Origin of the sequence: Nocardia inohanensis NBRC 100128 (genome assembly GCF_001612945.1) — a bacterium.
Lineage (GTDB): Bacteria > Actinomycetota > Actinomycetes > Mycobacteriales > Mycobacteriaceae > Nocardia > Nocardia inohanensis.
Map to the genome: position 1 here is coordinate 443,713 of NZ_BDBK01000017.1, position 25,312 is coordinate 469,024.

Sequence of the window (25,312 nt, forward strand, 5' to 3'; positions counted from 1 at the left end):
GGATTCGACGTAGTCTCGCACGCTATTACGTGACGCTGGTCACAGCGGTGTACTCGGGTCGCCCAATCGTTTTGGATCCACCGGCTGCCCGCTCGAGATCAGCTCCTTGATCCGGTCGCCCACATCCCACACGTTCACGTTCATCCCGGCCAGCACCCGATTCCCGGCGTCGAGATAGAAGGCCACGAACTCCCGCCCGGCCACATCACCGCGCGTCACCACCGTCGTGGGCTGCTTGGGCGCGACATACCCGGTGTACTCCATGCCCAGGTCGTATTGATCGGTGAAGAAGTAGGGCAGCCGGTCGTACACGGCCGGTTTGCCGAGCATGGTCAGCGCCGCCACCGCCGGCTGATTGAGCGCATTCGCCCAGTGCTCCACCCGGATTCGCTGCCCCAGCACCGGATGCTGCTGATCGGCGATATCCCCGACCGCGACGATATCCGGATCGCTGGTGGCCAGGCTCTCGTCGACCAGCACGCCGCTCCCGGTCGCCAGCCCGGCATCCACCGCGAGCTCGATATTCGGCCGCGCGCCGACGGCGACCAGCACGGCATCGGCCTCGATGCGGGTGTCGTCGGCCAGCCGCACCCCGGTGGCCCTGCCGTCCGTGACGGTGATCTCCGCGACCCGCGACCCGCCCCGGAAGTCGACCCCGTGCGCGCGATGCAGGTCGGCGAAGACCCGCCCCATCTCCGGCCCGAGAACGTGCTGCAAGGGCAGCTCCTCGACCTCCAGCACGGTGACCTCGACCCCGGCATTGCGGGCGGCCGCGGTCACCTCCAGCCCGATCCAGCCCGCGCCGATCACCACCAGCCGCCGCGCCGTCCCGAACAGGGCGAGCAGCGCATCGGAATCCTCGATATCGTGCAGCGTGTAGACCCCTTGCGCATCGGTGCCGGGCACCGGCAGTTTCCGCGGCCGCGATCCGGTGGCGAGTGCGAGCTTGTCGTAGGCCAGCGTCGTACCGTCCGGCAGCGCAATGGTTTTGGTGCTGCGATCCAGCCCGGTCACCATGGTGCCCGGCAGCACCTCGATATGGTGATCGCGGTACCACTGCGCGGTGTCGACGGTGAACTCCGGCAGCGACTTCTTGCCCAGCAGATGCGCTTTCGACAGCGGCGGCCGCTCGTAGGGCAGATGGTCCTCCGCGCCGACGAGGGTGACCGTCCCGTCGAAGTCGTTGGCGCGCAGCGCCTCCGCGAGCTTGGCCGCCGCCAGCCCACCGCCTGCGATGACGAACCTGGATGCCGTGGTCATAGCCGAGCCTCCCTGCGCCGCGCGCAGCGGCAGCCGACGTCGAGGGTGATGATTCCGACCCTAGCGCGCGGTGCGTTCGTGCAGGCGGAAATATCGAGTAGAAGGTGCGTTGTTGCGCCTACCGGATGGCTGTGTCCGGCCGCCCGCCGACTTTCGAAAGGAATTATCCGTGAGCGACACCCAGAAGGACCGGGTCGATTTCTGGTTCGACCCGCTGTGCCCGTGGTGCTGGATCACTTCCCGCTGGATCCTCGAGGTCGAGCAGGTCCGCGATATCGACGTGAACTTCCATGTGATGAGCCTGGCCGTGCTCAACGAGGGCCGCGAGGGCCTGCCCGAGCAGTACGTGGAATTGATGAAGACGGCGTGGGGTCCGGTGCGGGTCGCCATCGCCGCCGCGCAGCAGCACGGCGACAAGGTGCTGCCGGCGCTGTACACCGCGATGGGCACCCGGCTGCACAATCGCCGCGGTGAGTACGAGGCGAAGGCCGGCGCGCCCGCGGACCTGCTGTCGCTGGTGATCTCCGAGTCACTGGCCGAGGTCGGGCTGCCCGCCGAGCTGGCGGCCGCGGCGGACAGCACCGAATACGACGAGGCGCTGCGGGTTTCGCATCACGCCGGGATGGACAAGGTCGGCCAGGACGTCGGCACCCCGACCATCCACGTCAACGGGGTGGCGTTCTTCGGGCCGGTGCTCTCGCGCATTCCGCGCGGGCAGGAGGCCGGCAAGGTGTGGGACGGCGTGGTCGCCCTCGCTTCCTTCCCGCACTTCTTCGAGCTCAAGCGCACCCGCACCGAAGATCCGGAATTCGACTGATCAGGCGGTAGGGCCGCCGCCCGGGTGGTAGTTGCCGCCGCCGTATCCGGCCTGCGGGTACGGCGGCGGGTAGCTACCGGTCGGATACGGCGGGTAGCCGCCGGGCTGTGGACCGCCCGGCGGCAGCGGCGGCATACCGGCGGCGATCGGCCGGGTGGGCGGATCCGGTCGCCAGAACATGCGCCCGTGCCGGCTGCGGTCGCGTAGCGCCCACATGCGCCAGGTCAGCACCGGATGGTTGGCCATGGCATTGGTGATCCAGATGAAGAAGCCCTTCTCCTGGGCGGCGCGGTCGGCCATCTCGTCGAAGCCCACCAGCACGTTGAGGTACTTGCCGGCGGCCAGGGTCTGCATGGCTTCCGCCGCGCCCTGCGGCCGGTTGCAGAATCCGTGATTGTCGGCCGTGTACTCCTGGGCGCGGATCAGCGAAGTGCCGATGATAGGCACGAACGGCGCCAGGAACATGCCGAGCTGCCGCCAGTACGACACGTGCCCGGCCGCGATATGCCCGACCTCGTGGCCGATGATGAACGCGAGCGCGTCGGGTTGGCGTGCGGCGCCGCCGATTTCGAACAAATCGCTGTACACCGCCACGTAGCGCCGGAAGCCGTGACCGGAGGCGAAGGCGTTGAGCTGCCCGTTGCCGAGCAGCACGTAGGCGTCGGGGGCCTGCTTCATCCCGAACCGCGCCGCCGCCTCCTGCACCATGCGATAACCCTCGGGGAACTGGGTGGGCGACATCTTCACCGCGTTCACCCGTTGCGCGGCGTAGTTCAGACCACGGCCGAGGTAGACCACGAACGGCGCGAAGATGATCAGCAGTACGTAGGTGTCGCGAGATCCGACCACCAGCAACAGGATCGAGATCAGCCAGGCCACCACGGTCAGCATGATCACCACGACCAGCAGCGGGATCTCCCAGCTGTGCCGGGCCGGCAGACCGAACGGCGACAGGCCGCGGGTGTGCTGGAACGGGGGCACCACGGGCGGGGTGTAGGCCGGTTGCGGGCTCCAGCCCGGCGGGCCCACCCGGGGATCCCATCCGGCCATACCGGTGACCGGATTCCAGGCCGGATGGCTTTCGGATGCCTGTGGCGGTGGTCCCCCCGCGGCGTTCGGCGGTTGCGGCTGATCGTCGGACGTCATAGGCAGAACTCTAGGCAGTTGTCTTCGAAGGTGGTGAAGGCCGCCAGAAGACATTGCCGTGGCGGGTGCGATCGCGCAGCGCCCACATGCGCCAGGTGTGCACCGGATGGCTGGACTGGGCGTTGGTGAGCCAGACGAAAAGGCCTTTCTCTTGTGCCGCGCGGTCGGCCATTTCGTCGAATCCGACCAGGGCGTTGAGGTACTTGCCGGCGGCGAGGGTGGTCATGGCGCCGCTCGCGCCGGTGTAGCAGAAGCAGTAGCCGTGATTGTCGGCCGTGTACTCCTGGGCGCGGCTCAAGCCCGGGCCGATCAAGGGGATGAACGACATCAGGATGGTGCCGAACTGCCGCCAGTACGAGGCGTGCCCGGCAGCGATGTGCCCGACCTCGTGGCCGATGACGAAGGCCAGCGCCTCGGGTTGCCTTGCGCGCCCGCCGATCTCGAACATGTCGCTGTAGACGACCACGTAGCGCCGGAAGCCGTGACCGGAGGCGAAGGCGTTGAGCTGGCCGTTGCCGAGCACCACGTACGCGTCGGGAGCCTGCTTCATCCCGAACCGCGCCGCCGCCTCCTGCACCATGCGATAGCCCTCCGGGAACTGTGTGGGCGACATGCGCACACCGAACAATCGCAGGCTCGCGAAGGTGGAACCGCGCTTGTACCAAATGATCAGCGGCGCGAACGCCAGCAGCGTCAGATACAGGTTCCCGGTGCCGCGCACCAGCTCGAAAACCGCGTACGGATAGGCGAATACGGTGAGCAGGACAACGACGACCAGCAACGGAATCTCCCACGCGTGCCGGGCGGGTAGCCCGAATGCCGCCAGCCCCCGAGTTTTCGGGGTCGGCGGCAGTGGGGGTGGAATCGGGGTGGGCCGGGTCTCTTCGATGGCGATCCCGCCCCAGCCCGGTGGGCCGCTGGCCGGATTCCAGCCGGTGAAGTTCGCTGTGTGGTCGAACGGCATGACGCACCTTCGATTCGGATGCCGGGATGTGGTGTGGGGCCGCGGCGTCTGTGCGGTGACATACGCGAGCACTCTGTTATTCGTGAGCGGAATCGGTCCGCGTTAATGCCCGCGCGTGCGAGGTTCGCGACGGACCGGTGCCGGTGTCGCCGCCGGCGGTCCGGGGTGCGGCCCCTGACGGTTTCCGGCAGTCGGGTCCCTGCAAGAATCGCTCCCATGCGCGTATACCTGGGTGCCGACCATGCCGGCTTCGAACTGAAGAACCTCGTCAAGGCTCACCTCGAGGGCCAGGGCCACGATGTCACCGACTGCGGCGCTCTCGAGTACGACGCCCTCGACGACTACCCGGCCTTCTGCATCGAGGCCGCCCGCCGCACCGTCGCCGACCCCGGCTCGCTGGGCCTGGTCTTCGGCGGCTCCGGCAACGGCGAGCAGATCGCCGCCAACAAGGTCCCCGGCGCCCGCTGCGCCCTGGCCTGGAGCGTGGAGACCGCCAAGCTGGCCCGCGAGCACAACAACGCGCAGCTCATCGGCATCGGCGGCCGCATGCACTCCACCGAGGAAGCCCTCGCCATCGTCGACGCCTTCATCTCCACCGCCTGGTCCGAGGAGCCCCGCCACCAGCGCCGCATCGACATCCTCGCCGACTACGAGAAGTCCGGCGAAGCCCCCGCCGTTCCCGCGTACTGACCTGTGCCCGAAGGGCATACGCTGCACCGCCTGGCGAAGCTGCACCACCAGCACTTCGCCGGCGGTCAGGTCCGCGTCTCCAGCCCGCAGGGCCGCTTCGCCGAAGGCGCGGCCCTGATCGACGGCAAAATCCTGACCCGCGCCGAAGCCTGGGGCAAACACCTGCTCCACCACTACGATTCGGGCCTGGTCGTGCACATCCACCTGGGCCTCTACGGCAAGTTCTACGAATCCGCAGTCCCCATGCCCGCCCCCGTCGGCGAAGTCCGCATGCGCATGATCGGCGCCGGCCGCAAGGGCGAGCCCTACGGCACGGACCTGCGCGGCCCCAACGCCTGCGAAATCCTCCTCGAACCCGAAGTGGACGCTCTCACAGCCCGTCTGGGCCCCGACCCGCTGCGCCCCGACGCCGACCCCGACCGCGCCTGGGACCGCATCCGCCGCTCCAAGCGCTCGATCGGCGCCCTCCTGATGGACCAAAAAGTCCTCGCGGGCGTAGGCAACGTCTACCGCGCCGAAATCCTTTTCCGCCACGGCATCTCACCCGACCGCCCCGGCACCGCCCTCTCCCACGAGGAATGGAACGCCATGTGGTCCGACCTCGTCGCCCTCATGAAGGTGGGCGTCCGCCGCGGCAAAATGCACGTCGTCCGCCCCGAACACGACCACGGCGCACCGTCTTACGCGCCGGATCGCCCCCGCACCTACGTATATCGCCGAGTCGGTGAACCCTGCCGCCTCTGTGGCACCACGGTCCTGCACTCGGTCCTGGAGGGCCGAAACCTCTTCTGGTGCCCCGCTTGTCAGCCCAGCTGACCCTGCTCGTCAGCTGACCGGTACTCGGCAGCCGGGCGGCACGGCCGAGGGGCCCGTCACCATTCCCCGCTGAGCAGTTCCTTCGCGCGGTCGATGCGATCCTCGTTGCGCTGGTAGAAGACCTGGGTGCGGAGCCAGTCCAGGATTTGGAGTCGCTTGTCGGTGGCGAGGGCTTTGACCAGGTCATCCCTATGCGGCTGCCGAGATCCGGGGCACCGTCGAGTCGATCGGCGATCCGGAGAAGGAACTGCCGCAGCGGCTGAGCCGGATCACTCCGGAAGGGCTACGGCGGCGCGGCGGCGGGCGAGTACCTGGCGCAGGCCCAGGACCAGCACGGCGATGGCGGCGATGATGTAGATATCGCCGGGGACATGTTGCCACCAGGACCAATGCAGTTCGCGGCCTTGGCCGTTGGGGACAATGCCGGGTCCGATCAGGAACAGGACGGCGAATACGGCGATCAGGGCGTAGTGGGAGTTGCGGGGGTTGAGCGTCGCCCAGGCGATGGCGGCGACCAGGGCGGGGCCGGCCCAGACCCAGTGGTGGGTCCAGGAGACCGGCGAAATCAGCAGCAGCACCGCGGCGTTCACGAACAGGGCGGCGACCGACAGGACGGAGAACCTGGAGGTCGCCGTCGGTGCGGTCGAGTTCCGCTCCGTGGTGAAGAGGTGGTGCATGAGCGCCGCGCCCGCGCCGACGGCGACCAGGGCCAGTACCAGCCAGGCCGCGGTGGCGGCCGAGTCCGGCAGGCCGAGTCGGAAGATCATGCCCTTGAGGGACTGGTTGCCGACATAGTCGGGGGAGCCGATGCGGCGGGTGTCGGTGACGGTGTGGAACCAGTAGTCGCGGGATTCGGTGGGGAACAGGACGAATCCGCCGCCGATGACGGCCGCCGCGGTGCCGGCCGAGGTGGCGGCGGCCTTCCAGTCGCGGCGGATCAGGAAGTACAGGATGAACGCGGCCGGGGTGAGTTTGGTGACGGCGGCGATGCCGACCAGTACGCCGCGCGGCCAGCGCGGCTTCTCGGTCAGGCAGTCGAGTGCGACGGCGGCCATCAGGACCATATTGACCTGACCGAACCAGAGGGTGATGCGCACGGGTTCGATGGCCAGCAGCGCGACGACCGCGCCCGCGGTCACGGTGACTTTGAGGCGCTGATCGAGGTCCGGGCGAACCCGGGACAGCACCAGCCAGATGGTCACCGCGAGACAGGCCAGCGAACTCGCGGTCAACAGCTGTTCGGCCAGCCACAGCGGCATGACCGCCAGCGGTGTCATCAAGATCGCCGCGGACGGGGGATAGGTGAACGGCAGATCCGTATGCCCCGCGACCGGCAGCGTCGGACCGTACAGCGCGGTGTCGTTGTACAGCCAGGACCGGGTGTCCACTCGATAAACTTGCAGGTCGAGGAAGCCGTGCAGCCTCGAAATGATGAGCGTGACGGTCACCGAGAGCAGGATTCCGAGCGCGATCGGCGTCCGCGGAAGGCTGGTTCGTTCGTCTGTCTTCAGTTTGTGCAGCAAGCTGCGCTGCCCCGCCCGCGTCGTGATCATCAAGCAGACCCTAACCTTTTGACGTGCGCGCGGGATATGCGGATTCCGTTGCGAGAGTGGCTAATCAACGGCTAATCCGATGGTTTCCGGCATGGTGCGCCCACCCCAGCGCGCCAGCCGGCCGTGCGGCGCGGCGAACCAGGTCGCGTAGAACACCACCCAGACCGCCGCCAGCGCGCCCAGCACCGCGATTCCGGCCGGAATCGGATAGTCGGCCATGGTGACGGCCAGGAAACGGTAGGACAGCAGCAGCCCGGCGAAGACCGCGGCACCCAGCGCCACCGGGCGCACCCGGATCCAGCTCCAGCCGCGCTCGGGTTCCCGCAGCGCCGACTCGACCGTCATGCACAGCACCGCGCCCGCCACCAGATCGGCGCCGTAGTGGTAGCCGAAGCCGAGCGTCGCCAGCAGCGTGCCGATCAGCCAGAAAGTACCCGCCCAGCGCAGCCAGCGCGGGCCGATGCGGGAGTGGATGAACAGCGCTGTCGCCCAGGCGGTATGCATGGACGGCATGCAATTGCGGGCGGTCACCGTATCGAAGGGCATCGGCCGCGGAGCGGTCAGCGCGGGCAGCACATCGGGCCAGTCGCCGACCTGGAGGCCGTGGCCCAGCGGCCCGTACGCGAAGACCGGACCCACGACCGGGAACAGCACGTAGCCGAGCGGCCCGATGACGCCCAGCACCAGGAAGGTGCGCAGCAGATTGTGCCGCGGCCACGGACCGGTCGTCACATGGCGCAGCTGCCAGGCCGCGATCACCACCGCGGCCACCGGCAATTGGATGTACACCACGTGCAGCACGTTCGAGGGGATCGGGCCCAGCGCCTCGAGTACCCGGCCCACCACCCACGCGGGCTCGCCCAGCGCTCGATCGGCGAGCTGGACGTATTGGTCCAGCACCTGCGGGCCGTTGACGATGCTGACCATCAGCCAGGTGTCGGCGAGCTTCGAGGCCATGATGAGCAGCACGCCGAAAGCGATGGCGTGCAAGGCCGTACGACGCTGCGAGCCTTGCCAGCGTGCGGCGGTGACGGTCAGGGCCGTCAGCGCGAGCGTCGGCCCGGTGCCGATCGATACGTGCCAGCCGCAGGCCGCCTGTAGGGCGAGCACCAGCAGGTCCAGCACCGCCGCCGCGGTCAGGCTGACGACGCGCGCCCGCGCGGGCACGCCGATGCAGGCCAGTCCCAGACCGGCCCAGGACACGAAGGCCGATTGCGGGTTGGCGAGGTAGTCGTCGAGCAGGCTGTGCAGCGGCCCGAGGGTGTCGTGTGCCGACGCCCATAGCTGCGCGAGCACCAGCAGCGCCGTCGCCACCATCAGCCCGGCGGCCGGAACGAGCCGGTTACCGGCCCTGCTGGACAACGACGAGCCGGAAACGTTCACCTCGTGGTCGACCAGCACTGTAAATCGATAACACATGGGAAACGGAGGCACAACTTCCGGTTACCGAAAAGTGTGGGTCAGACGCCCAGTATCGGCGGGTCGTCAAATGTCGCGGGGCGTGTCCCGTTCGGGCCGCTCGAGGCGGGCGTGCGCCGCGGGTGAAAAGGTTCCCTCAGAAGCCGCCGCTGTCGAATCCGTCGAAGCCGCCGAAGTCTCCGTAATCGCCGAAATCACCGCCGCCGACATCCGCGCCGGGATCGGCGCAGCCGCTGTCGCCGGAACCCGCATCGGCCGCCCCGCCGTCGTAACCCGCCCCGCCGTCGTAACCCGCCCCGCCGTCGTAACCCGCATCGCCGGTCTGATCCCCGTAGCCGCCGTTGTCCCCGGCATCCAGTCCGGCCTGATACCCGTCCCCGTACCCGCTCTCGAAAGCGGCCGAGTCATAACCGATTCCGGGCATACCGCTGAAGAGGGCATCGAACAGCAGCACCGACCCCACACCCCACGCGCCCGCCACGAGCGCGGTCTTCCACCACGGTTCGGAGTACCAGCCCGCCGGCACCGGCCGCCCCGCGACCCGCCCGCCCGGGTAGTAGTTGGGCGTGGCCGGCGACGGCGTGGGGGAGGCTTCGATGCGCCGCCCGTCGTAATCGACCACGCGCTCCTCGGTCACCTTGCCGGCGCTGCGCTGCCCGTCGAGCTCGGGCACGGCGGGCCCGGGATCCATCCCCATGGCGGCGCGGGCGGCCCGCACGTAGTAGAGCCCTTCCAGCGCGGTCTCTTTCGCGAGCCGGGCCTGCGCGACGCTCTGCGCCTGGTCGATCTGCGAGCCGGCGGCGGTGAAGCGCTCGGCGGCGTCGGCGAGCGCCTGCTTGGACGGATCATCGGATCCGGTGAGGTTGTAGACCTGGCCGCCGAGGCGTTCGATGACCCGGCGGGCGTCGGCCTTGGCATCGGCGAGCTGGGAATTGGCGCGGGCCCGCTGGGCCGCGCCGACCGCGACGACGCCGAGCAGCACGACCACCAGGACGATGAGCAGTACGACAACCGTTGCCATGCTTCCCACCCTACGCAGCGGTATTTGCGCAAGGCTTGCCATGCGCTGTGAGTTGTGCGGTGGAACTTCAGCTTTCCCGCAGGTCCGAAACTATCCGGCGACCGCGGCGAACCGGGACCTCGGTCCGCCTGAGTCGACCTCCTCGTCGAGTTCCGATACCGCGAACTGCCGTTTGCCCGCCGTCTTCGCCGAATACATGGCCCGGTCCGCGCTGCGCAGCAGGTCCGCGAAGTCGAAATCGCGGCCGGGCGGGGAGAACGCGGTGCCCACGCTGGCCGAGGCCGGCACCGGTCCGGCGGCCGTCGGCACCGGTTCGCACAGCGCCGACAGCACCCGCATGGCCAGCTCACCCAGGCTGTTGCGGCGGGCGGGCAGCGCCACCACGAATTCGTCGCCGCCGTAGCGCGCGATCACCGTCTCGGGCGGGCAGGTGGCGCGCAGCCGCTGGGCGATGGTGACCAGCACCTCGTCCCCGACCGCATGCCCGAACCCGTCATTGATCTGCTTGAAGTCGTCCAGGTCGATCAGCAGCAATCCGACCCCGCGCGCCGGATCGGTCGACATCATCCGGACCCGCTCCTGCAACAGCGAGCGATTGGCCAGATCGGTGAGCGCGTCGTGGGTGGCCTCGTGCCGCAGCCGGGTCTGCAAGGCCGCGATCTCCTGCACGCGCACCGAGACCGCCTCCGACAGGCTGCGTTCCTGCTGCGCGAGGGCCCGCTGTTGCAGCGCCTCGGCATAACTGTCGATGGCCTGGCTGGCGATCAACGGCCACCGGGTGGCGATCAACGACCCCGGATCCCCGGGTGTCAACCCGAGCAGGGCGCGGCTGGCGGGCGCCAGCATGCGGGTCCGATCGAACGGTGATTCCGCCAGCCGCCGCCCGACGGCACGCGCCGCGGGCACCGGAAACGGTTCGGACCCGGCCAGATTCAGTAGTTCATCGATGACGCGGCCGAAAATCCGCTCCATATCGGTCGGGGGAAGTTCGGGTGCGGCGCCCACCGCGGCGCCCGTCCCGCCCGGATGCACCGAGCGCACCCATTCCCTGATGGTCGCCGCGACCAGCGCGGCCGTTCGGGTGTCGAGTCGGATGGGCATACGCGCTCACCCGGCGAACGGGATGTCGGTGCCGGCGCCGGTGCCGGTCGCACACTTCGGATCGATCTCACTGCCACGCGGTCGGCCACACCATGTCTGGCGCACGCTCACCGCCCCCTTTCCGATACCCCCGTCGGACAAAAAGGATCCTAGCAAGCCACCCGACATCGAAAACCCCTGTTTCAGAACAGGTTCCCGGCGTCTCGCGAATGGCGATCGGATGTCACATCGCTCCCGGCGCCCCCGCGTTACACACCCCCGCCGCGAGTCTCGCGCGACTCGCCGCATCCCCACCCCTCGACATGCCCGACGTGCACGAACCCGCCCGGATTGGCTTTCCGGGAGTGAGGTTCGGTACAGTGCTCAACGCATACCGCATCGGCCTCCGATGCGCGTCGCATGCGGGCGTAGTTCAATGGTAGAACCTCAGCCTTCCAAGCTGATGGTGCGGGTTCGATTCCCGTCGCCCGCTCTTTCCCGTTTTTCGGGGAGCGTCGGCACTGCCGAACGTGAACGGGGTGTAGCGCAGCTTGGTAGCGCATCCGCTTTGGGAGCGGAGGGTCGCAGGTTCAAATCCTGTCACCCCGACCATCTTTCGATTCTTCCTGCTCCAACCTGGCCACGGCATCGTCCAGTTCCCGGCCGATCTCGTCGAGTCCGGTGATGAGCTGATCCAGGTGCTGGTTCACCCCGGCGAACTCGTCCGCGAAATCCATGAATCCGAGGGCTTCTTCGCGGAGCAGGGCGGACTGCCGGGCGAGTTCTTCCAGTTGCGGATCGGATTCGGTCATCGGCCGAGGGTACGCCGGGCGGGTTCGGTGCTCCAGGGGGTTCCGATCCGGGAGGTGGCGCGGCCGCTGGGCCGGGATGGCGGCTCGGGAGCGGGGGGCGACGCCCGGTTCGCCCAGTAGTTGCGATACGTAGTTGCGGATCGTTCTCTCGGACAGGGCAGGCGGGCGGCAATCTGCTTGTCGCCCGCGCCTTCTCCGGAGAGACCCGGCAGCCGGCGCGGCCTGCGCGATATCGCAGACCGCGCTTCGGGGGCTGAACCTACTTCGGCTGCTCGGCCGTAGTGGTCGGAACCACCTGTGCCGGTTCGGTTTTCGGCTTGTCGGCCCACTTGGTGGTGCCGTCGGCGGCCTGCATGGTGGTGAGCAGGTCGATGCCGGCGGCGATCAAGGTGGGGCCGCCGACCGCGATGCTGCCGATGATGCCGCCGACGCTGGCGCCGGTGGCGAGACCGGCGATGCAGCCCGCCGCGATGGTGGCGATGCAGCCGATGGTGGCGCCCAGGGCGGTGCCGACGAAGGTGCCGATCGAGGTGCCGAGGCTGAATTGCAGGGTGAAGTCGTTGAGGGCGCGCTGGTTCTCCGCCTGCGAGGCAACGGGTTTCACCATCAGGGGCTGGGAGATGGCGAGGCCGGCGGGCTTCTGCGGGGTGAGTGCGAGGACCGTGGCGTCCTGGTCCAGGCGCGGGGCGACCGGGATGTCGACCGGGCCGACGTGGAAGACCAGCGGCAGGGTCAGGACCGTATTGCCGGTGGCGTCCTTGACGTCCGCGACTTCGACCACGGTGGCGGGGTCGACGGCGGCGCCGTCGGCGGCCACGGGGACGCCGTCCTTTTCGGCCAGGCGCTGGTCGTTGCCGGCGGCGATATCGCTCGCGCGGGCCTTGGTGAGGGTGAAGGTGCCGCCCTTGAGAGTGGTGACGACCGTTTTGTCGACGAGCTTCGTCGAGTAGGCGATGTGCTCGGGTGTGGTCTCCTGCGGAGCTGCGGGCTCGGCGTTCGCCAGGCCGGTAGCCACGGTCAGTGCGCCGATCACCAGGGTGGTTGCCGCGGTGGCGCAGCGGAACTCCATGCGGTATCCAATCCGTCATCAGGTGTGGGCAGATCCAACCGCTGGAGCTTAAACGAACGCGCGGGGGCCGATTCCCTTTCGGTCCCCCAGGATCCGCCGGAAATTAGCGCGAGATTATCGAAAAATGATCCCGCCCTATGGTTTGCCGAAGCGTCGCCAACTGTAGCGCCCGGAGTGCGCACGCGTGACCCGAACGCGGCAGACTGCCAGGAATGAGCCTCAGGTACAGCGCCGGCGTCCTGCTTTTCCGCCGATCTCCCGACCTGGAAGTACTCCTCGGCCACATGGGCGGACCGCTCTGGGCGAAGAAGGACGCGGCGGCGTGGTCGATCCCGAAGGGCGAAATCGACCCCGCCGACGGCCACCTGCAAGCCGCCGCCCGCCGGGAATTCACCGAGGAGCTCGGCCTTCCCGTCCCCGAAGGCGACTGGATTCCACTCGGCAATGTGCAGTACGGCAGTGGCCGCGGCCGTAAAGAGGTGACCGTCTGGGCGGTGGAGGGCGACCTCGACCCGGCCGACGTCGTCCCCGGCACCTTCGATATGGAATGGCCGCCCCGCTCCGGCCGCATCGCCCAATTCCCCGAAATAGACCGAGCCGAATGGTTCACCCCCGCCATCGCCCACGAAAAGCTGGGAAAGGGCCAGCGCCCCTTCCTCGATCGCTTGGTCGAGTACCTGAACGATTGATCAGTGGGAACTGGTTGCGGGGCCTTCTCGGCCGATGCCGCAACCAGTTCCCACTGACCGCGCGGTCCTTTTTTGGGGGTGCGCGTCGTCTAGAGGCGGGGGTCTACCGGTTCGGTTTCGAGGGCCAGGACTGCGAAGACGGCCTCGTGGACCCGCCAGAGCGGTTCCGCCGCGACGAAGCGGTCCAGGGACTCCAGGCCGAGGGCGTATTCGCGCAGCGCGAGGGAGCGCTTGCCGCCCAGGCCGCGCTGGCGGAGCCGGGTGAGGTTCGCCGGGCGCAGGTACTCCGGGCCGTAGATGATCCGGAGGTATTCCGGGCCACGGCATTTCACACCGGGTTGGACCGGGCGGCCGCTTCTCGTTCCCGTTCCGGTCACCAGGGAGCCGAGGGGCTTGACGACCATGCCCTCGCCGCCCGCCGCGGTCATCTCCACCCACCATGCGGTTGCTGCGGCTTCGCTGTCGGGGGAGGCGAGGTCCACGACCAGCCGGCGGGTGGGGGTGAACAGGTCGGGGTCGATGGCTACCAGCCGGTCGATCTGCTCCAGGTGCCAGTTGTGTTCGCGCACGGCGTAATTCGCGCCTTGCCCGGCCAGCAGTTGGAAGGGGGCGAGGCGCACACCGTCCAGTCCGTCGGTCGGCCAGCAGTAGCCGCCGTAGGCCTTGGTGAAGGCGTCGGCGTCGACTCGGCGGGCGTCGGTGCGCTCGGCGAGATCGGCTACGTCCAGGCCCCTTTCGGCAGCGTCGGCGAGGGCGCGCGCGGCGGCACCGAGGGAGGCGCGGGCCGCGGCGCCGACCGCCGCGTACTGGGTGCGCAGCAGGCCGAGCGCCTTCGCCGACCACGGCATCAGCTCGGTGTCGAGCACCAGCCAGTCGGTGCCGAGACCATCGAACAGACCGGCCTTTTCGATGGCCGCCCGGACCCGCGCCAGCAGCGATTCGGTCTGCCGCGGGCTGTCGAAGAACGGGCGGCCGGTGCGGGTGTAGATCGCGCCGGTGCTGCCGTCGTCGATGCCGAAGCGATCCCGCGCGACCTCCGGCGATCGCGAAACCACAAGCACCGCACGCGAACCCATGTGCTTCTCCTCGCACACCACGGTGTCCACACCCTCGGAGCGGTAGTACTCGAACGCCTGCTCGGGATACTCGAGATACCCGTCGCGCTGCGAGGTCGCGCACGGTGACATGGTCGGCGGGAGATACACCAGCCAGCGCGGATCCACCGCGAAGCGGCTCATCACCTCCAGTGCCGCGCTCGCCGCGTCCTCCTGCACGCTCACCCGGCCGAGGTGGCGCGTCTCCACCACCCGGCGGCCGGTCACGTCGTCGAGGTCCAGTACGCCCGGATCCCGGTGCACCACACCGGTTCCCGGCACCAGCGTGGCGGGCTGCAACGGGCGCGCCGGCTCGTACCAGACCTGTTCCGCCGGCACCGAGACCGGTTCACGCTCCGGATAGCGCAGCGCCGACAGCTGCCCGCCGAACACCACGCCGGTGTCCAGGCACAGCGTGTTGTTCACCCACACGAGGTTGGTCATGGGCGTGTGGCCGTACAGCACCAGTGCCTTGCCCCGGTAGTCGTTGGCCCACGGATAACGCACCGGCAGGCCGTATTCGTCGGTCTCGCCGGTGGATTCGCCGTACATGGCGAATTCGCGCACCCGGCCCGAGGCGCGGCCGTGGAACTGCTCCTTCAGCCCCGCGTGCGCGACCACCAGCTGCCCGCCGTCGAGGACGTAGTGGCTGACCAGGGAGCGCATGAACTCGTGCGCGGTCTTGCGGAAGTCCGCGTCCTCGCGCTCGAACTGTTCGAGGGATTCGGCCAGCCCGTGCGCCACCTTGACCTTGCGGCCGTCGAGCGCACGCACCAGCTTGAATTCGTGATTACCGGTGACGCACAAGGCGTTTCCGGCCCGCACCATGCCCATGACGAGCCGCAGCACGCCCGGGGTGTCCGGGCCGCGATCCACCAGATCGCCGACGAACACCGCCGTGCGGTCTTCCGGATGACGCGCGTTCACCGCACGCCCCTGGGCATCGCGTTCCACCGCGTACCCGAGTTCGCCCAGCAGCGTCTCCAGTTCGGACCGGCAGCCGTGCACATCCCCGATCACATCGAACGGCCCCGTCAGGTCGCTCTTGTCGTTCCACAACCGCTCGTCGACGATGGTCGCGGCCTCGATCTCCTCGAGCCCGCGCAGCACGTGCACCTTCCGGAAGCCTTCGCGTTCCAGGAATTTCAGGCTCCGGCGCAGTTCCCGCTGCTGCCGCGTCACCACGTGCGCACCCAGGTGGGCGCGCTCGGGCCGCGCGGCATTGCGCTCGATGCAGACCTGGTCCGGCACCTCCAGCACGATGGCCACCGGCAGCACGTCGTGCGCGCGTGCCAGCTCGATCAGCGCCTGCCGCGCCTTCGGCTGCACGTTGGTGGCGTCGATGACGGTCCGCAGCCCACGCCGCAACCGCACGCCCGCCACGTGGTGCAGCAGGTCGAACGCGTCCTGCGTGGCGCCCTGATCGTTCTCGTCATCGCTGACGATCCCGCGATAGCCGTCCGAGGACAGCACACCGGTGGACCGGAAGTGCTTGTGCGCGAACGTCGATTTCCCCGACCCGGTACTGCCGATCAGAACGACCAGCGACAGCACCGGAATGGACAGCTCAGCCATTACGCGGCTCCTTTCGTATCGCTGTCGTTCCCACTACCTTTGCTGAACACCGCCAACTGTGTCGGCGCGCCCAGCACTTCATCGATAACCCCGACCGGCTCGAATCGCACGGTGTATCCGTACGTTTCGCCGACCCGCTGCGCCCATTCCGCGAATTCCGCACGGCTCCACTCGAACCGGTGATCCGAATGCCGGAACGCCCCCGGCGTCATGCCCTCGTACAACACGTTGTATTCGCCGTTCGGCGTCGTGACAATCACCGAACCCGGTGCGGCCGAACCGAATACCGCATGCTCGAGCGCATTCAACCGGGACTGATCCACATGCTCGACGACCTCCATCAGCACCGCCGCGTCATAACCGCGCAACGAAGCATCCGTATACGTCAGCGCCCCCTGCCGCAGCGTGACCCGCCGCGCCTGCCACTCCGGCAGCCGCCGCATCCGCCGCTGCGCGATATGCAGCGCCCGCATCGACACATCGACTCCCACGATCTCGCCGAACGTCCGGTCCGCCACCAGCTCTCGCAGCAGCGCACCCTCGCCACACCCGAGATCCAGCACCCGCGTCGCACCGGTCGCCCGCAGCGCGGCGATGACGGCCGCCTTCCGCAGCGTTGCCAGCGAGGGCTGCCGCTCGGTCGCGGCACCCGAACCCACGTCACCCTCGGTGGCGGCCACGCCGCCCGCCCGCCCCGTGGATTCAGCAGCCGCCGTGGACCCCGCCGCCCCCGATTCCGAGGTGGCCCCGCCGCGGTCGGCGAGCCGCGCGTCAGCGCCGGATCCATGCGAGCCGGGAACCGGGCCCGCTCCGGCGGATACCGGTTCGGTGTCGGACGGGCCGGTGGGGCCCGAACCGTCGTCGTACTGCGATCGAGTTGAATTACCAACGGGCGAAATCGATTCCGCGCCGGAGTTGCGGGCGTCGGTCGTCGCCGGGCGGTGTTCGCTCGGTCCCGTCGCGGCCGGAGTGGCGGATGGTGACGGGTCCGGGTCATCGTCGTAATCGATCTCGACCGCGCCCAGTTCCTCGGGGTCGGTGTCGTCGAGTTCGGCCAGGCGGGCCAGGGCGGTGCGCACCAGGGAATGCCGCCGGGTCAGGTAGCGGCGGGTGATCCATTCGCGTTCCGGATGCGCGGAAAGCCAGGTTTCGCCGGCGCGGAGCAGCTTGTCGATCTCGGTCTCGTCCAGGAAGTAGTGCTTGCCGCCGTCGAGGACGGGCAGCAGGACATACAGGTGGGAAAGGGCGTCGGCCAGCCGGAGGGTTCCGGTGAGTTCCAGTCGGACGTAATGGGAATCGCCCCATTCCGGGAAGGCCGGATCCAGCGGCAGGGGAGTGGCGGTGACCTGCCAGCCCAAGGGCGCGAAGACGCGTCCCGCCGACTCCGGGCCACCCTTGCAGGGTACCGCCGGGAGTTCGATGTGAAGCGGCAGAGCGGTTTCCGCCAATTCGGGGCGCTGTTTGCAGCGGCCGTGCAGGGCGGAGCCGAAGACCGTGGAGATCGCCACCGCCAGCAGGGAGGATGCCGCGTACGGGCGATCGTTCACGTACTGACCGAGGCTGAATTCCTGGTTGCCCCTGGACTTTCCGCGCACCAGGCGGACCGGATCGATCTCCAGCAGCAGGGCGGCGGTGCAGCGGCCGGCCTCGGCCTCGGGGTAAAAGACTTGGGCCACACCGTAAGACTGTTCGAACTGTTGCAGGCGCGCGGGATTCTTGTGCAGCAGAAAGCCCAGGGCGCTCGCCTCCCAGGCGGCGTCCTCCGGTCGCGTACAGGTAATCGTCAACAGCACCCTGAGATGCTCGCGTACGCCGGTGGGCATCGCAACCAATTTCCGTCTCACGCAACCTCGTGATTACCCTTCTGAACAGGCCATACGCCACCTCGGCGGGGCACGATCGCGCCGGGCGTGTAGGTTCGGCGCGGCGTCGCAAACTCTTGCGCGCGCCGCAGACTCGGCGAACAGGAGCTCGAATGCGCTTGGCGGGGACGATCGGAGTGATCGCGGCGGCCGGGCTGGTGCTGGCCGGATGCGGCAGCTCCAGTGACAACGACACCAAGACACCGAGCACCACCGCGAGCAGCGCGAGCGCGGCCGCCACCGGCACGGCGGCGAGCAAGGGGCGGGAGTGCACCGCCGACGATGTGAAGGTCGAGGGCGGCTTCGGTGAGGCGCCGAAGATCACCATCCCGCAGGACTGCGATGCGCCGAAGCAGCTGCTCGTCAAGGATCTGGTGCCCGGCAAGGGAGCGGGCGCGGCCACGGGTCAGCCGCTCGAGATGAACTACTCGCTCGTCACCTGGTCCGACGGCAAGACCCTGGACAGCTCGTTCAAGCGCGGTGAACCCTTCACCTTGACGCTGGGCGCGGGCAAGGTCATCAAGGGCTGGGATCAGGGCCTGATCGACGTGCAGCAGGGCACGCGCCGGCTGCTCATCGTCCCGCCGGACCTGGGCTACGGCAGCCGTCCGCCGGGCGGCATGAAGCCCAACGAGACCCTGGTGTTCGTAACCGACGCCGTCAAGGTCGGTTAGCGAGAACGCAACTTCCGTCATTCCGGAGCGCCTTCGGCCGGAACCCACGCGGCACCGTGTGGATCCCGGCCGAAAGCATGCCGGGATGACGAGGTCGCGCCGATCCCGAGCGCGACCGGTTACACGTCCCGGATACCCGTCAACTAACCTGGTCGGGATGCGTTCGGGGGGAACCAGACGTCAACCATGAACTACGAACAAGGAGCATGTCCGTGAAGAGCACCGTCGAGCAGCTGAGCCCGACCCGGGTCCGGATCAATGTCGAGGTGCCCTTCGAGGAGCTCAAGCCGGACTTCGACCGCGCGTACAAGGCGCTCGCTCAGCAGATCCGTATCCCCGGCTTCCGTCCGGGCAAGGCGCCGGCCAAGCTCCTCGAGGCGCGCGTCGGCCGTGGCGCCGTGCTGGAGCAGGTCGTCAACGACGTGCTGCCCAAGCGCTACAGCGAGGCCGTCATCTCCACCGAGCTGAAGGTCATCGGCCAGCCGGAGATCGAGATCACCAAGATCGAAGACGGCGACGAGCTGGCGTTCACCGCCGAGGTCGACGTCCGCCCCGAGATCACCCTGCCGGACTTCTCGTCCATCGCCGTCACCGTCGACCCGATCGAGGTCAAGGACGAGGACATCGAGGAGCAGCTCACCTCGTTGCAGCAGCGCTTCGGCACCCTGAAGCCGGTCGAGCGCGCCATCGCCAGCGGTGACTTCGTCTCCATCGACCTGTCCGCCACCGTCGACGGCGAAGAGGTCACCGAGGCCTCCACCACCGGCCTGTCCCACGAGGTCGGCTCCGGCCAGCTCATCGAGGGCCTGGACGAGACCCTGATCGGCCTCAAGGAGGGCGAGTCCAAGGACTTCACCTCCAAGCTGGTCGCCGGCGAGCACGCCGACAAGGACGCCGTCATCACCGTCACCGTGCAGTCGGTCAAGGAGCGCGAGCTGCCCGAGGCCGATGACGAATTCGCCCAGCTGGCAAGCGAATTCGACACCATCGACGAGCTGAAGGCCGACCTCAAGACCCGCGTCGAGCGCGCCAAGAAGGTGCAGCAGGCCGGCGAGATCCGCGACAAGGTGCTGGAGGCCCTCATCGAGGCCACCGACATCCCGCTGCCGGAGAAGGTCGTCCAGGCCGAGATCGACGCCGTGCTGCACGACGCCGTCCACGGCTTCGATCACGACGAGGCCAAGCTGGCCGAGGCGCTCGAGGCCCAGGGCTCCTCCCGCGAGGAGTTCGACAAGGACACCAAGGAAGCCGCCGAGAAGTCGGTCAAGACCCAGCTGCTCCTGGACACCGTCGCCGAGGCGGAGAACACCCAGGTCGGCCAGGACGAGCTGATGGAACGCATCATCTTCCAGGCGCAGCGCTACGGCATGTCGCCGGATCAGTTCATCCAGCAGATCCAGCAGGCCGGCCAGCTCGGCGCCGTCTTCGCCGACGTGCGTCGCGGTAAGGCCCTCGCGGGCGTCGTCGTGGCGGCCAACGTCACCGACACCGCCGGCAATGCCGTGGACACCACCGAGATGTTCGGCAACCCGGCCGAAGAGGCCGAAGAGGTCTCCGCCGAAGAGCTCGCGACCGTGGCCGATGCCACCGAAGCCGCCGAGGCCGAGGCGAAGTAAGCGGGCCACGACCCAACTTTCGACAGCGGGACCGCCGCGCCCGCGTTCACGCGGGCGCGGCGGAATCGCACTCGGGGGTTCGGGGGCGTAGCCCCTGAGAGCCTTTCCGAGAGGTGGGTAGTAGGTTTGCGCTGTGAGCGAAGCAGGGCGGTACCGGGAGTTCGGTGCCGTCCTGTTTCGTTAGGGTTTGTGTCAGCGAATCAGTAGGGGCTTGTTAACCGAGCCGTTGAGAGAGGGCAGGTATCTGTGACAATCAATCAGGCAGGGGTGCAGATAGCATCCGCGACTGCTGGTCTGAACCTCAGTGATTCGGTGTACGAGCGCCTGCTGAGCTCGCGCATCATCTTCCTGGGCACTCAGGTCGACGACGACATCGCGAACAAGCTGTGCGCCCAGATCCTCCTGCTCTCGGCCGAGGATCCGACCAAGGACATCTCGCTCTACATCAACTCGCCCGGCGGCTCGGTGACCGCCGGTATGGCGATCTACGACACCATGCAGCTCTCGGAGTGCGACGTCGCCACCTACGGCATGGGCCTGTGCGCCTCCATGGGCCAGTTCCTGCTCGCCGCCGGCACCAAGGGCAAGCGCTACGCCCTGCCGCACGCGCGCATCATGATGCACCAGCCCTCGGCCGGCCTCGGTGGTTCCGCCGCCGACATCGCGATCCAGGCCGAGCAGTTCGCTTACACCAAGCGCGAATTGAACGAGCTCCAGGCGCAGCACACCGGCAAGTCCATCGAGCAGGTGACCGCCGACGCCGATCGCGACCGCTGGTTCACCGCCAAAGAGGCGCTGGAGTACGGCTTCATCGACAAGGTGATCACCCACGCCCGTCAGGCCAACGGCAACGCCTAGTCCCGCAGCCCATCTCACAGAATCTTTGGAGACGCATATGTCGAACATGATCGATCCGCGGGCCGCGGGCATCACTTTCGCCGCCGCCGGTGGCAGCGTGCCGCCGCAGGCCCGCTACATCCTGCCGACCTTCACCGAGCAGACCACCCTCGGCATCAAGACCACCGACCCGTACAACAAGCTGTTCGAGGAACGCATCATCTTCCTCGGCGCGACCGTCGACGACACCTCGGCGAACGACATCATGGCGCAGCTGCTGGTGCTGGAGTCCCAGGACCCGGACCGCGACATCACCATGTACATCAACTCGCCCGGTGGCTCTTTCACCGCGCTGATGGCCATCTACGACACCATGCAGTACGTGCGGGCCGACGTGTCCACCGTCTGCCTGGGTCAGGCCGCCTCCGCCGCCGCGGTGCTCCTGGCCGCCGGCACCCCCGGCAAGCGGGCCTGCCTCCCGAACGCCCGCGTGCTCATCCACCAGCCCTCCACCTCCGGTGGTATCCAGGGTCAGGTCTCGGATCTGGAGATCCAGGCCGCGGAGATCGAGCGCATGCGTCGTCTCATGGAGACCACCCTCGCGCGCCACACCGGCAAGGACGCGGACACGATTCGCAAGGACACCGACCGGGACAAGATCCTGACCGCCGAAGAGGCGAAGGAATACGGGATCGTGGACCAGGTGTTCGGATACCGCAAGCTCAGCGCTCAGAAGTGAGATCGGCGGGTGGTGGAGTCGCGTGCGGCTCCATCACCCGGCAACGGTGAGTCCAGGCACATGTCCCGCGAGAAACATGCTCGAGTTATCGACCTCGGTCGTGAATAACGGGTACGGTCACTCTAGGGACCTTTGCTCGTGGTTGTCGGCTCTGCCTTTCGGTTCTAGACGGCCGAATCACCGCAACACCTTTCGCGAGGTGGCGGTATTACGCTTTACAGATGGCAGTTCGCCCTCAGCCGGGACAGACGGTTGCACGCGGACAAGGAAGTAGGGACCCAGGAGATGGCGCGCATCGGTGATGGCGGCGATCTGCTCAAGTGCTCGTTCTGCGGAAAGAGCCAGAAGCAGGTCAAGAAGCTCATTGCGGGACCGGGGGTGTACATCTGTGACGAGTGCATCGACCTGTGCAACGAGATCATCGAGGAAGAGCTCGCCGAATCCAGCGAGGTCAAGCTCGACGAACTGCCGAAGCCCGCGGAAATCCGCGACTTCCTCGAGCAGTACGTGATCGGCCAGGATTCTGCCAAGCGCACTCTCGCGGTCGCGGTTTACAACCACTACAAGCGAATTCAGGCCGGCGACAAGGGCCGTGACTCCCGGGGCGAACCGGTCGAGTTGATGAAGTCGAACATTCTCATGCTCGGCCCGACGGGTTGCGGCAAGACGTATCTGGCGCAGACGCTGGCCAAGATGCTGAACGTGCCGTTCGCCATCGCGGACGCCACGGCGCTGACCGAGGCCGGGTATGTGGGTGAGGATGTGGAGAACATCCTGCTGAAGCTGATCCAGGCCGCCGACTACGACGTCAAGCGGGCCGAGACCGGCATCATCTACATCGACGAGGTCGACAAGATCGCCCGCAAGTCGGAGAACCCGTCCATCACCCGCGATGTCTCGGGTGAGGGCGTGCAGCAGGCGCTGCTGAAGATCCTGGAGGGCACGCAGGCTTCGGTGCCGCCCCAGGGTGGACGCAAGCACCCGCATCAGGAATTCATCCAGATCGACACCACGAACGTGCTTTTCATCGTGGCGGGCGCGTTCGCGGGCCTGGAGAAGATCGTGCAGGACCGGGTCGGCAAGCGCGGCATCGGTTTCGGCGCGGAAGTCCGCTCCAAGGCCGAGATCGACACCGCCGATCACTTCGCGGATGTCATGCCGGAGGACTTGATCAAGTTCGGTTTGATTCCGGAGTTCATCGGCCGGTTGCCGATAGTGGCTTCGGTGACCAACCTGGACAAGGAATCTCTGGTCCGGATTCTGGGCGAGCCGAAGAACGCTCTCGTGAAGCAGTATGTGCGCCTGTTCGAAATGGACGGCGTGGATCTGGAATTCACCGAGGACGCGCTGGAAGCCGTTGCGGATCAGGCGATCCTGCGCGGGACCGGTGCGCGTGGTCTGCGGGCCATCATGGAGGAAGTCCTCCTGCCGGTCATGTACGACATCCCCAGCCGCGATGACGTGGCGAAGGTGGTCGTCACCGCCGACACCGTCAACGACAACGTGCTGCCGACCATCGTGCCGCGCAAGCGTCAGTCCGGTCCGGAACGCCGCGAGAAGTCGGCGTAACCAACTCTCGGGGCTCTCAGGGGTTTCACCCCTGAAACCCCTCGGTCGCCGGAGAGACTCGGGGTTTCACCCTTGGAACCCGGCAAACCGAAAAGTCGGCCTACGAAAGCGGCCCCGCGAATATCGCGGGGCCGCTTTCGTTTTCGGATCAGTCGCCGTAATCGCCGTAGGTCGGTGCGCCGGCGGCGCGGTAGGTGGAGAGCACGACGCCCTTGGGGGTGGTGCGGGAGGCGGTGAGTTCGAGGCCGGTCGGCTGGGCGCCATCGGTGAAGAAGCGTTTGCCGGATCCGAGGATCACCGGGAAGGTCAGCACGTGCAGGGTGTCGACCAGGCCGTGGGCGAGCAGGCTCTGGGCGAGGTTGCCGCTGCCGTGGACCTGGAGTTCGCGGCCCGGGCGCGCTTTGAGTTCGGTGACCTCTTTGACCAGGTCGCCGCGGAGCACCTCCGCGCCCGACCAGTCGGCACTCTCCAGGGTGCTGGACGCCACGTACTTCGGCAGGTCGTTCAGCTTCGAGGCGATCGGGTCGGCCGGGTCGTTGTGACGCGGCCAGTAGCTGTTGAAGATCTCGTAGGTCTTGCGGCCGAGCAGGAACGCATCCACGTTCTCGAACACGCCGACCATGAACTCACCGAATGCCTCGTCGCCGTAGGGCGCTGACCATCCCCCGTGGGTGAAACCCCCGCTCGGATCTTCCTCCGGCCCGCCGGGCGCCTGATAGACACCGTCCAGCGTGACGAATTGCGTAACCGAAAGCTCCATTGTGTTTCTCTCCTGCTCCGTTGCCGTCGTGATGCGCCGGGGCAGATTCGGAGTGCTCGGTGATCGCCTTTGATCCCCACGGTTCGCCATTGAACCGGTACTCCGCTACTCCGAAAATCGGCGCTTGCGCTACACCTGTTACGACGGTGCGGCATCGGAGAACTCATCGGTCCGATGGGCGGTTCGAAGGGAGATCTCAGCGCTGTTGCCGGTTGAACCTGAAGGTGACCGGCCGCGGTTCGGGAACCTGGCGGCGCTCCTTCGGTGCGACCAGCACGCAGGCCAGCCCGAGTGCCGGAAGGGCAAGGGCCGCAATGAGACTGAGGGTGAAGTCGAAGGTGCCGAGTTCGGCGGGTCGGTGCAGGGCGTGGTACAGCAGGTGCGGTACCCCGAACACGATCCAGCCCAGTCCGGCGATACGGCCGAGCAGGCTGTCGCGCAGGTACAGCGCGGCGCCCGTCATCACGCCCATCGCCAGGAAGAACGCGCCGACGTCGCCCGCCAGATGATGGTTGTAGGGCCCGTCCACCCGCACCCAGTGCATCCCGAAGCCGGGGAAGGAGTTGTAGAACGATTCCGGCGCGACCACCGCCCACAACCCGATGATCAGCGCCTGCGCCGCGAGAACGCCGAGCATGATCAGCAGCGCCAGCCAGCGCCGCCGGTTCACCTCCAGCCGCATCCGCACCCGAACCCCGTCACCGGTGCCGTGCAATGAGATCCGCATCGGCCCTCCCGCCGTCGAATCAATGGTGATGACACCGTAATTCGCCCGGCGGGAGGCGGACAAGGGGCAATCAGCCCTCGATGGGCTCCATCTTCAGGTCCTCGGGACCCCAGTAGGCCCGCATGCTGATGATCTTGCCCGCGTCGTCGAACTCCATGACGTCGATGGGGGCGAGGGTCATGCGCTGCCCGTTGACGGTGCCGACCATGGTGAACGACACCGCCGCGTGATTGTCCTTGACCTTCACGGTGTGCAGTTCGGTCTCGCGCTGCATGTACTCCAGCGCCGCGTACAGCTCACGGATCTTGTCGTGCCCGACCCGGGTCTCGCCGCCGATCGGGTCCTGCACGGTGGCGTTCTCGGCGTAGAGCTCGACAATGGCGTCGGTCGGGCCGGTGGCTACCAGCTTCACATACTGTTCGACCACATCACGGGGCTGCGCTGCCATGGAATCTCCCAAGAAATTGGAACGGGTTCTAGGGGGCAGACTAGCAGTCGCGGAATCCGCGCGGACCGCTGAGCT

23 protein-coding genes and 2 tRNA genes are annotated in these 25,312 nt (G+C 67.7%); 11 read left to right on the forward strand and 14 right to left on the reverse strand.

Annotation, left to right across the window (positions count from 1 at the left end; translation table 11 throughout):
- Positions 1-39: 39 nt before the first annotated feature.
- Positions 40-1,260 (reverse strand): NAD(P)/FAD-dependent oxidoreductase, encoded by a 1,221-nt coding sequence (locus NI1_RS32785; protein WP_067828871.1) that lies wholly within the window; start codon positions 1,258-1,260, stop codon positions 40-42.
- 169 nt (positions 1,261-1,429) lie between these two features.
- Between NI1_RS32785 and NI1_RS32790 the strand changes: the two genes are divergently transcribed.
- Entirely contained in the window at positions 1,430-2,077 is a 648-nt protein-coding gene (locus tag NI1_RS32790; RefSeq protein ID WP_067828873.1) for a mycothiol-dependent nitroreductase Rv2466c family protein, read from the forward strand.
- Here the strand turns inward: NI1_RS32790 and NI1_RS32795 are convergent, their stop codons facing one another.
- Together NI1_RS32795 and NI1_RS32800 are read right to left on the reverse strand one after the other, a co-directional pair.
- Entirely contained in the window at positions 2,078-3,127 is a 1,050-nt protein-coding gene (locus tag NI1_RS32795; protein ID WP_084524140.1) for a M48 family metallopeptidase, read from the reverse strand.
- Positions 3,128-3,233: 106 nt separating this feature from the next.
- Complete coding sequence (locus tag NI1_RS32800; RefSeq protein ID WP_084524113.1) at positions 3,234-4,187, reverse strand: M48 family metallopeptidase; 954 nt, start codon at positions 4,185-4,187, stop codon at positions 3,234-3,236.
- 216 nt (positions 4,188-4,403) lie between these two features.
- On the opposite strand from NI1_RS32800, the gene NI1_RS32805 reads away from it, so the two are divergent.
- Together NI1_RS32805 and NI1_RS32810 are read left to right on the forward strand one after the other, a co-directional pair.
- Positions 4,404-4,877, forward strand: coding sequence for a ribose-5-phosphate isomerase (locus NI1_RS32805; RefSeq protein WP_067721602.1), 474 nt, complete (start codon positions 4,404-4,406; stop codon positions 4,875-4,877).
- Between the two features lie 3 nt (positions 4,878-4,880).
- Positions 4,881-5,693, forward strand: a complete 813-nt coding sequence (locus NI1_RS32810; RefSeq protein WP_067828883.1) for an Fpg/Nei family DNA glycosylase — start codon at positions 4,881-4,883, stop codon at positions 5,691-5,693.
- A 269-nt stretch (positions 5,694-5,962) separates the two neighbouring features.
- Here the strand turns inward: NI1_RS32810 and NI1_RS32815 are convergent, their stop codons facing one another.
- The 4 genes from NI1_RS32815 to NI1_RS32830 form a co-directional block, all read right to left on the reverse strand.
- The gene (locus tag NI1_RS32815) at positions 5,963-7,246 is read right to left on the reverse strand and encodes a glycosyltransferase family 87 protein (protein WP_084524114.1); all 1,284 of its coding nucleotides are present in this window, start codon (positions 7,244-7,246) and stop codon (positions 5,963-5,965) included.
- 60 nt (positions 7,247-7,306) lie between these two features.
- Positions 7,307-8,563, reverse strand: coding sequence for a phosphatase PAP2 family protein (locus NI1_RS32820; protein WP_067829279.1), 1,257 nt, complete (start codon positions 8,561-8,563; stop codon positions 7,307-7,309).
- Between the two features lie 238 nt (positions 8,564-8,801).
- Complete coding sequence (locus NI1_RS32825; RefSeq protein ID WP_067828886.1) at positions 8,802-9,686, reverse strand: hypothetical protein; 885 nt, start codon at positions 9,684-9,686, stop codon at positions 8,802-8,804.
- Positions 9,687-9,776: 90 nt separating this feature from the next.
- Positions 9,777-10,787, reverse strand: a complete 1,011-nt coding sequence (locus NI1_RS32830) for a GGDEF domain-containing protein (protein ID WP_067828890.1) — start codon at positions 10,785-10,787, stop codon at positions 9,777-9,779.
- A 401-nt stretch (positions 10,788-11,188) separates the two neighbouring features.
- Here NI1_RS32830 and NI1_RS32835 point away from each other — a divergent pair.
- A tRNA-Gly gene (locus tag NI1_RS32835) sits at positions 11,189-11,259 on the forward strand.
- A gap of 42 nt (positions 11,260-11,301) precedes the next feature.
- Positions 11,302-11,378 (forward strand) — tRNA-Pro (locus NI1_RS32840).
- On the opposite strand, the gene NI1_RS37565 is transcribed toward NI1_RS32840, so the two are convergent.
- The gene (locus NI1_RS37565) at positions 11,357-11,578 is read right to left on the reverse strand and encodes a hypothetical protein (RefSeq protein WP_084524115.1); all 222 of its coding nucleotides are present in this window, start codon (positions 11,576-11,578) and stop codon (positions 11,357-11,359) included. The two genes, NI1_RS32840 and NI1_RS37565, sit on opposite strands and share 22 nt — an antisense overlap.
- A gap of 259 nt (positions 11,579-11,837) precedes the next feature.
- Entirely contained in the window at positions 11,838-12,647 is an 810-nt protein-coding gene (locus NI1_RS32850) for a DUF8020 domain-containing protein (protein WP_067828895.1), read from the reverse strand.
- A gap of 212 nt (positions 12,648-12,859) precedes the next feature.
- Between NI1_RS32850 and NI1_RS32855 the strand changes: the two genes are divergently transcribed.
- Positions 12,860-13,336 (forward strand): NUDIX hydrolase, encoded by a 477-nt coding sequence (locus NI1_RS32855; protein ID WP_067828897.1) that lies wholly within the window; start codon positions 12,860-12,862, stop codon positions 13,334-13,336.
- Positions 13,337-13,425: 89 nt separating this feature from the next.
- Here the strand turns inward: NI1_RS32855 and NI1_RS32860 are convergent, their stop codons facing one another.
- Positions 13,426-16,005 (reverse strand): polynucleotide kinase-phosphatase, encoded by a 2,580-nt coding sequence (locus tag NI1_RS32860; protein WP_067828899.1) that lies wholly within the window; start codon positions 16,003-16,005, stop codon positions 13,426-13,428.
- Positions 16,005-17,828: a 3' terminal RNA ribose 2'-O-methyltransferase Hen1 gene (locus NI1_RS32865; RefSeq protein WP_084524116.1), complete on the reverse strand. Its 1,824-nt coding sequence runs from the start codon at positions 17,826-17,828 to the stop codon at positions 16,005-16,007. Before NI1_RS32865 ends, NI1_RS32860 begins: the two co-directional genes overlap by 1 nt.
- A gap of 152 nt (positions 17,829-17,980) precedes the next feature.
- On the opposite strand from NI1_RS32865, the gene NI1_RS32870 reads away from it, so the two are divergent.
- The 5 genes from NI1_RS32870 (at position 17,981) to clpX (ending at position 23,302) form a co-directional block, all read left to right on the forward strand.
- Complete coding sequence (locus tag NI1_RS32870; protein WP_067828905.1) at positions 17,981-18,541, forward strand: FKBP-type peptidyl-prolyl cis-trans isomerase; 561 nt, start codon at positions 17,981-17,983, stop codon at positions 18,539-18,541.
- A 212-nt stretch (positions 18,542-18,753) separates the two neighbouring features.
- On the forward strand, positions 18,754-20,157 hold the full coding sequence (gene tig / locus NI1_RS32875) for a trigger factor (protein ID WP_067829285.1): 1,404 nt from the start codon (positions 18,754-18,756) through the stop codon (positions 20,155-20,157).
- 273 nt (positions 20,158-20,430) lie between these two features.
- Positions 20,431-21,015: an ATP-dependent Clp protease proteolytic subunit gene (locus NI1_RS32880; RefSeq protein WP_067829288.1), complete on the forward strand. Its 585-nt coding sequence runs from the start codon at positions 20,431-20,433 to the stop codon at positions 21,013-21,015.
- A 37-nt stretch (positions 21,016-21,052) separates the two neighbouring features.
- On the forward strand, positions 21,053-21,733 hold the full coding sequence (locus NI1_RS32885) for an ATP-dependent Clp protease proteolytic subunit (protein ID WP_067721593.1): 681 nt from the start codon (positions 21,053-21,055) through the stop codon (positions 21,731-21,733).
- Positions 21,734-22,018: 285 nt separating this feature from the next.
- The gene (clpX, locus tag NI1_RS32890; RefSeq protein WP_067829291.1) at positions 22,019-23,302 is read left to right on the forward strand and encodes an ATP-dependent Clp protease ATP-binding subunit ClpX; all 1,284 of its coding nucleotides are present in this window, start codon (positions 22,019-22,021) and stop codon (positions 23,300-23,302) included.
- 148 nt (positions 23,303-23,450) lie between these two features.
- Here clpX and NI1_RS32895 read toward each other — a convergent pair whose 3' ends face one another.
- From NI1_RS32895 to NI1_RS32905, 3 genes are all read right to left on the reverse strand, one after another.
- Positions 23,451-24,062, reverse strand: a complete 612-nt coding sequence (locus NI1_RS32895) for a dihydrofolate reductase family protein (RefSeq protein ID WP_067828907.1) — start codon at positions 24,060-24,062, stop codon at positions 23,451-23,453.
- 196 nt (positions 24,063-24,258) lie between these two features.
- On the reverse strand, positions 24,259-24,789 hold the full coding sequence (locus NI1_RS32900; RefSeq protein ID WP_067828909.1) for a hypothetical protein: 531 nt from the start codon (positions 24,787-24,789) through the stop codon (positions 24,259-24,261).
- A gap of 70 nt (positions 24,790-24,859) precedes the next feature.
- Complete coding sequence (locus tag NI1_RS32905) at positions 24,860-25,237, reverse strand: nuclear transport factor 2 family protein (RefSeq protein WP_067828911.1); 378 nt, start codon at positions 25,235-25,237, stop codon at positions 24,860-24,862.
- Positions 25,238-25,312: the final 75 nt, after the last annotated feature.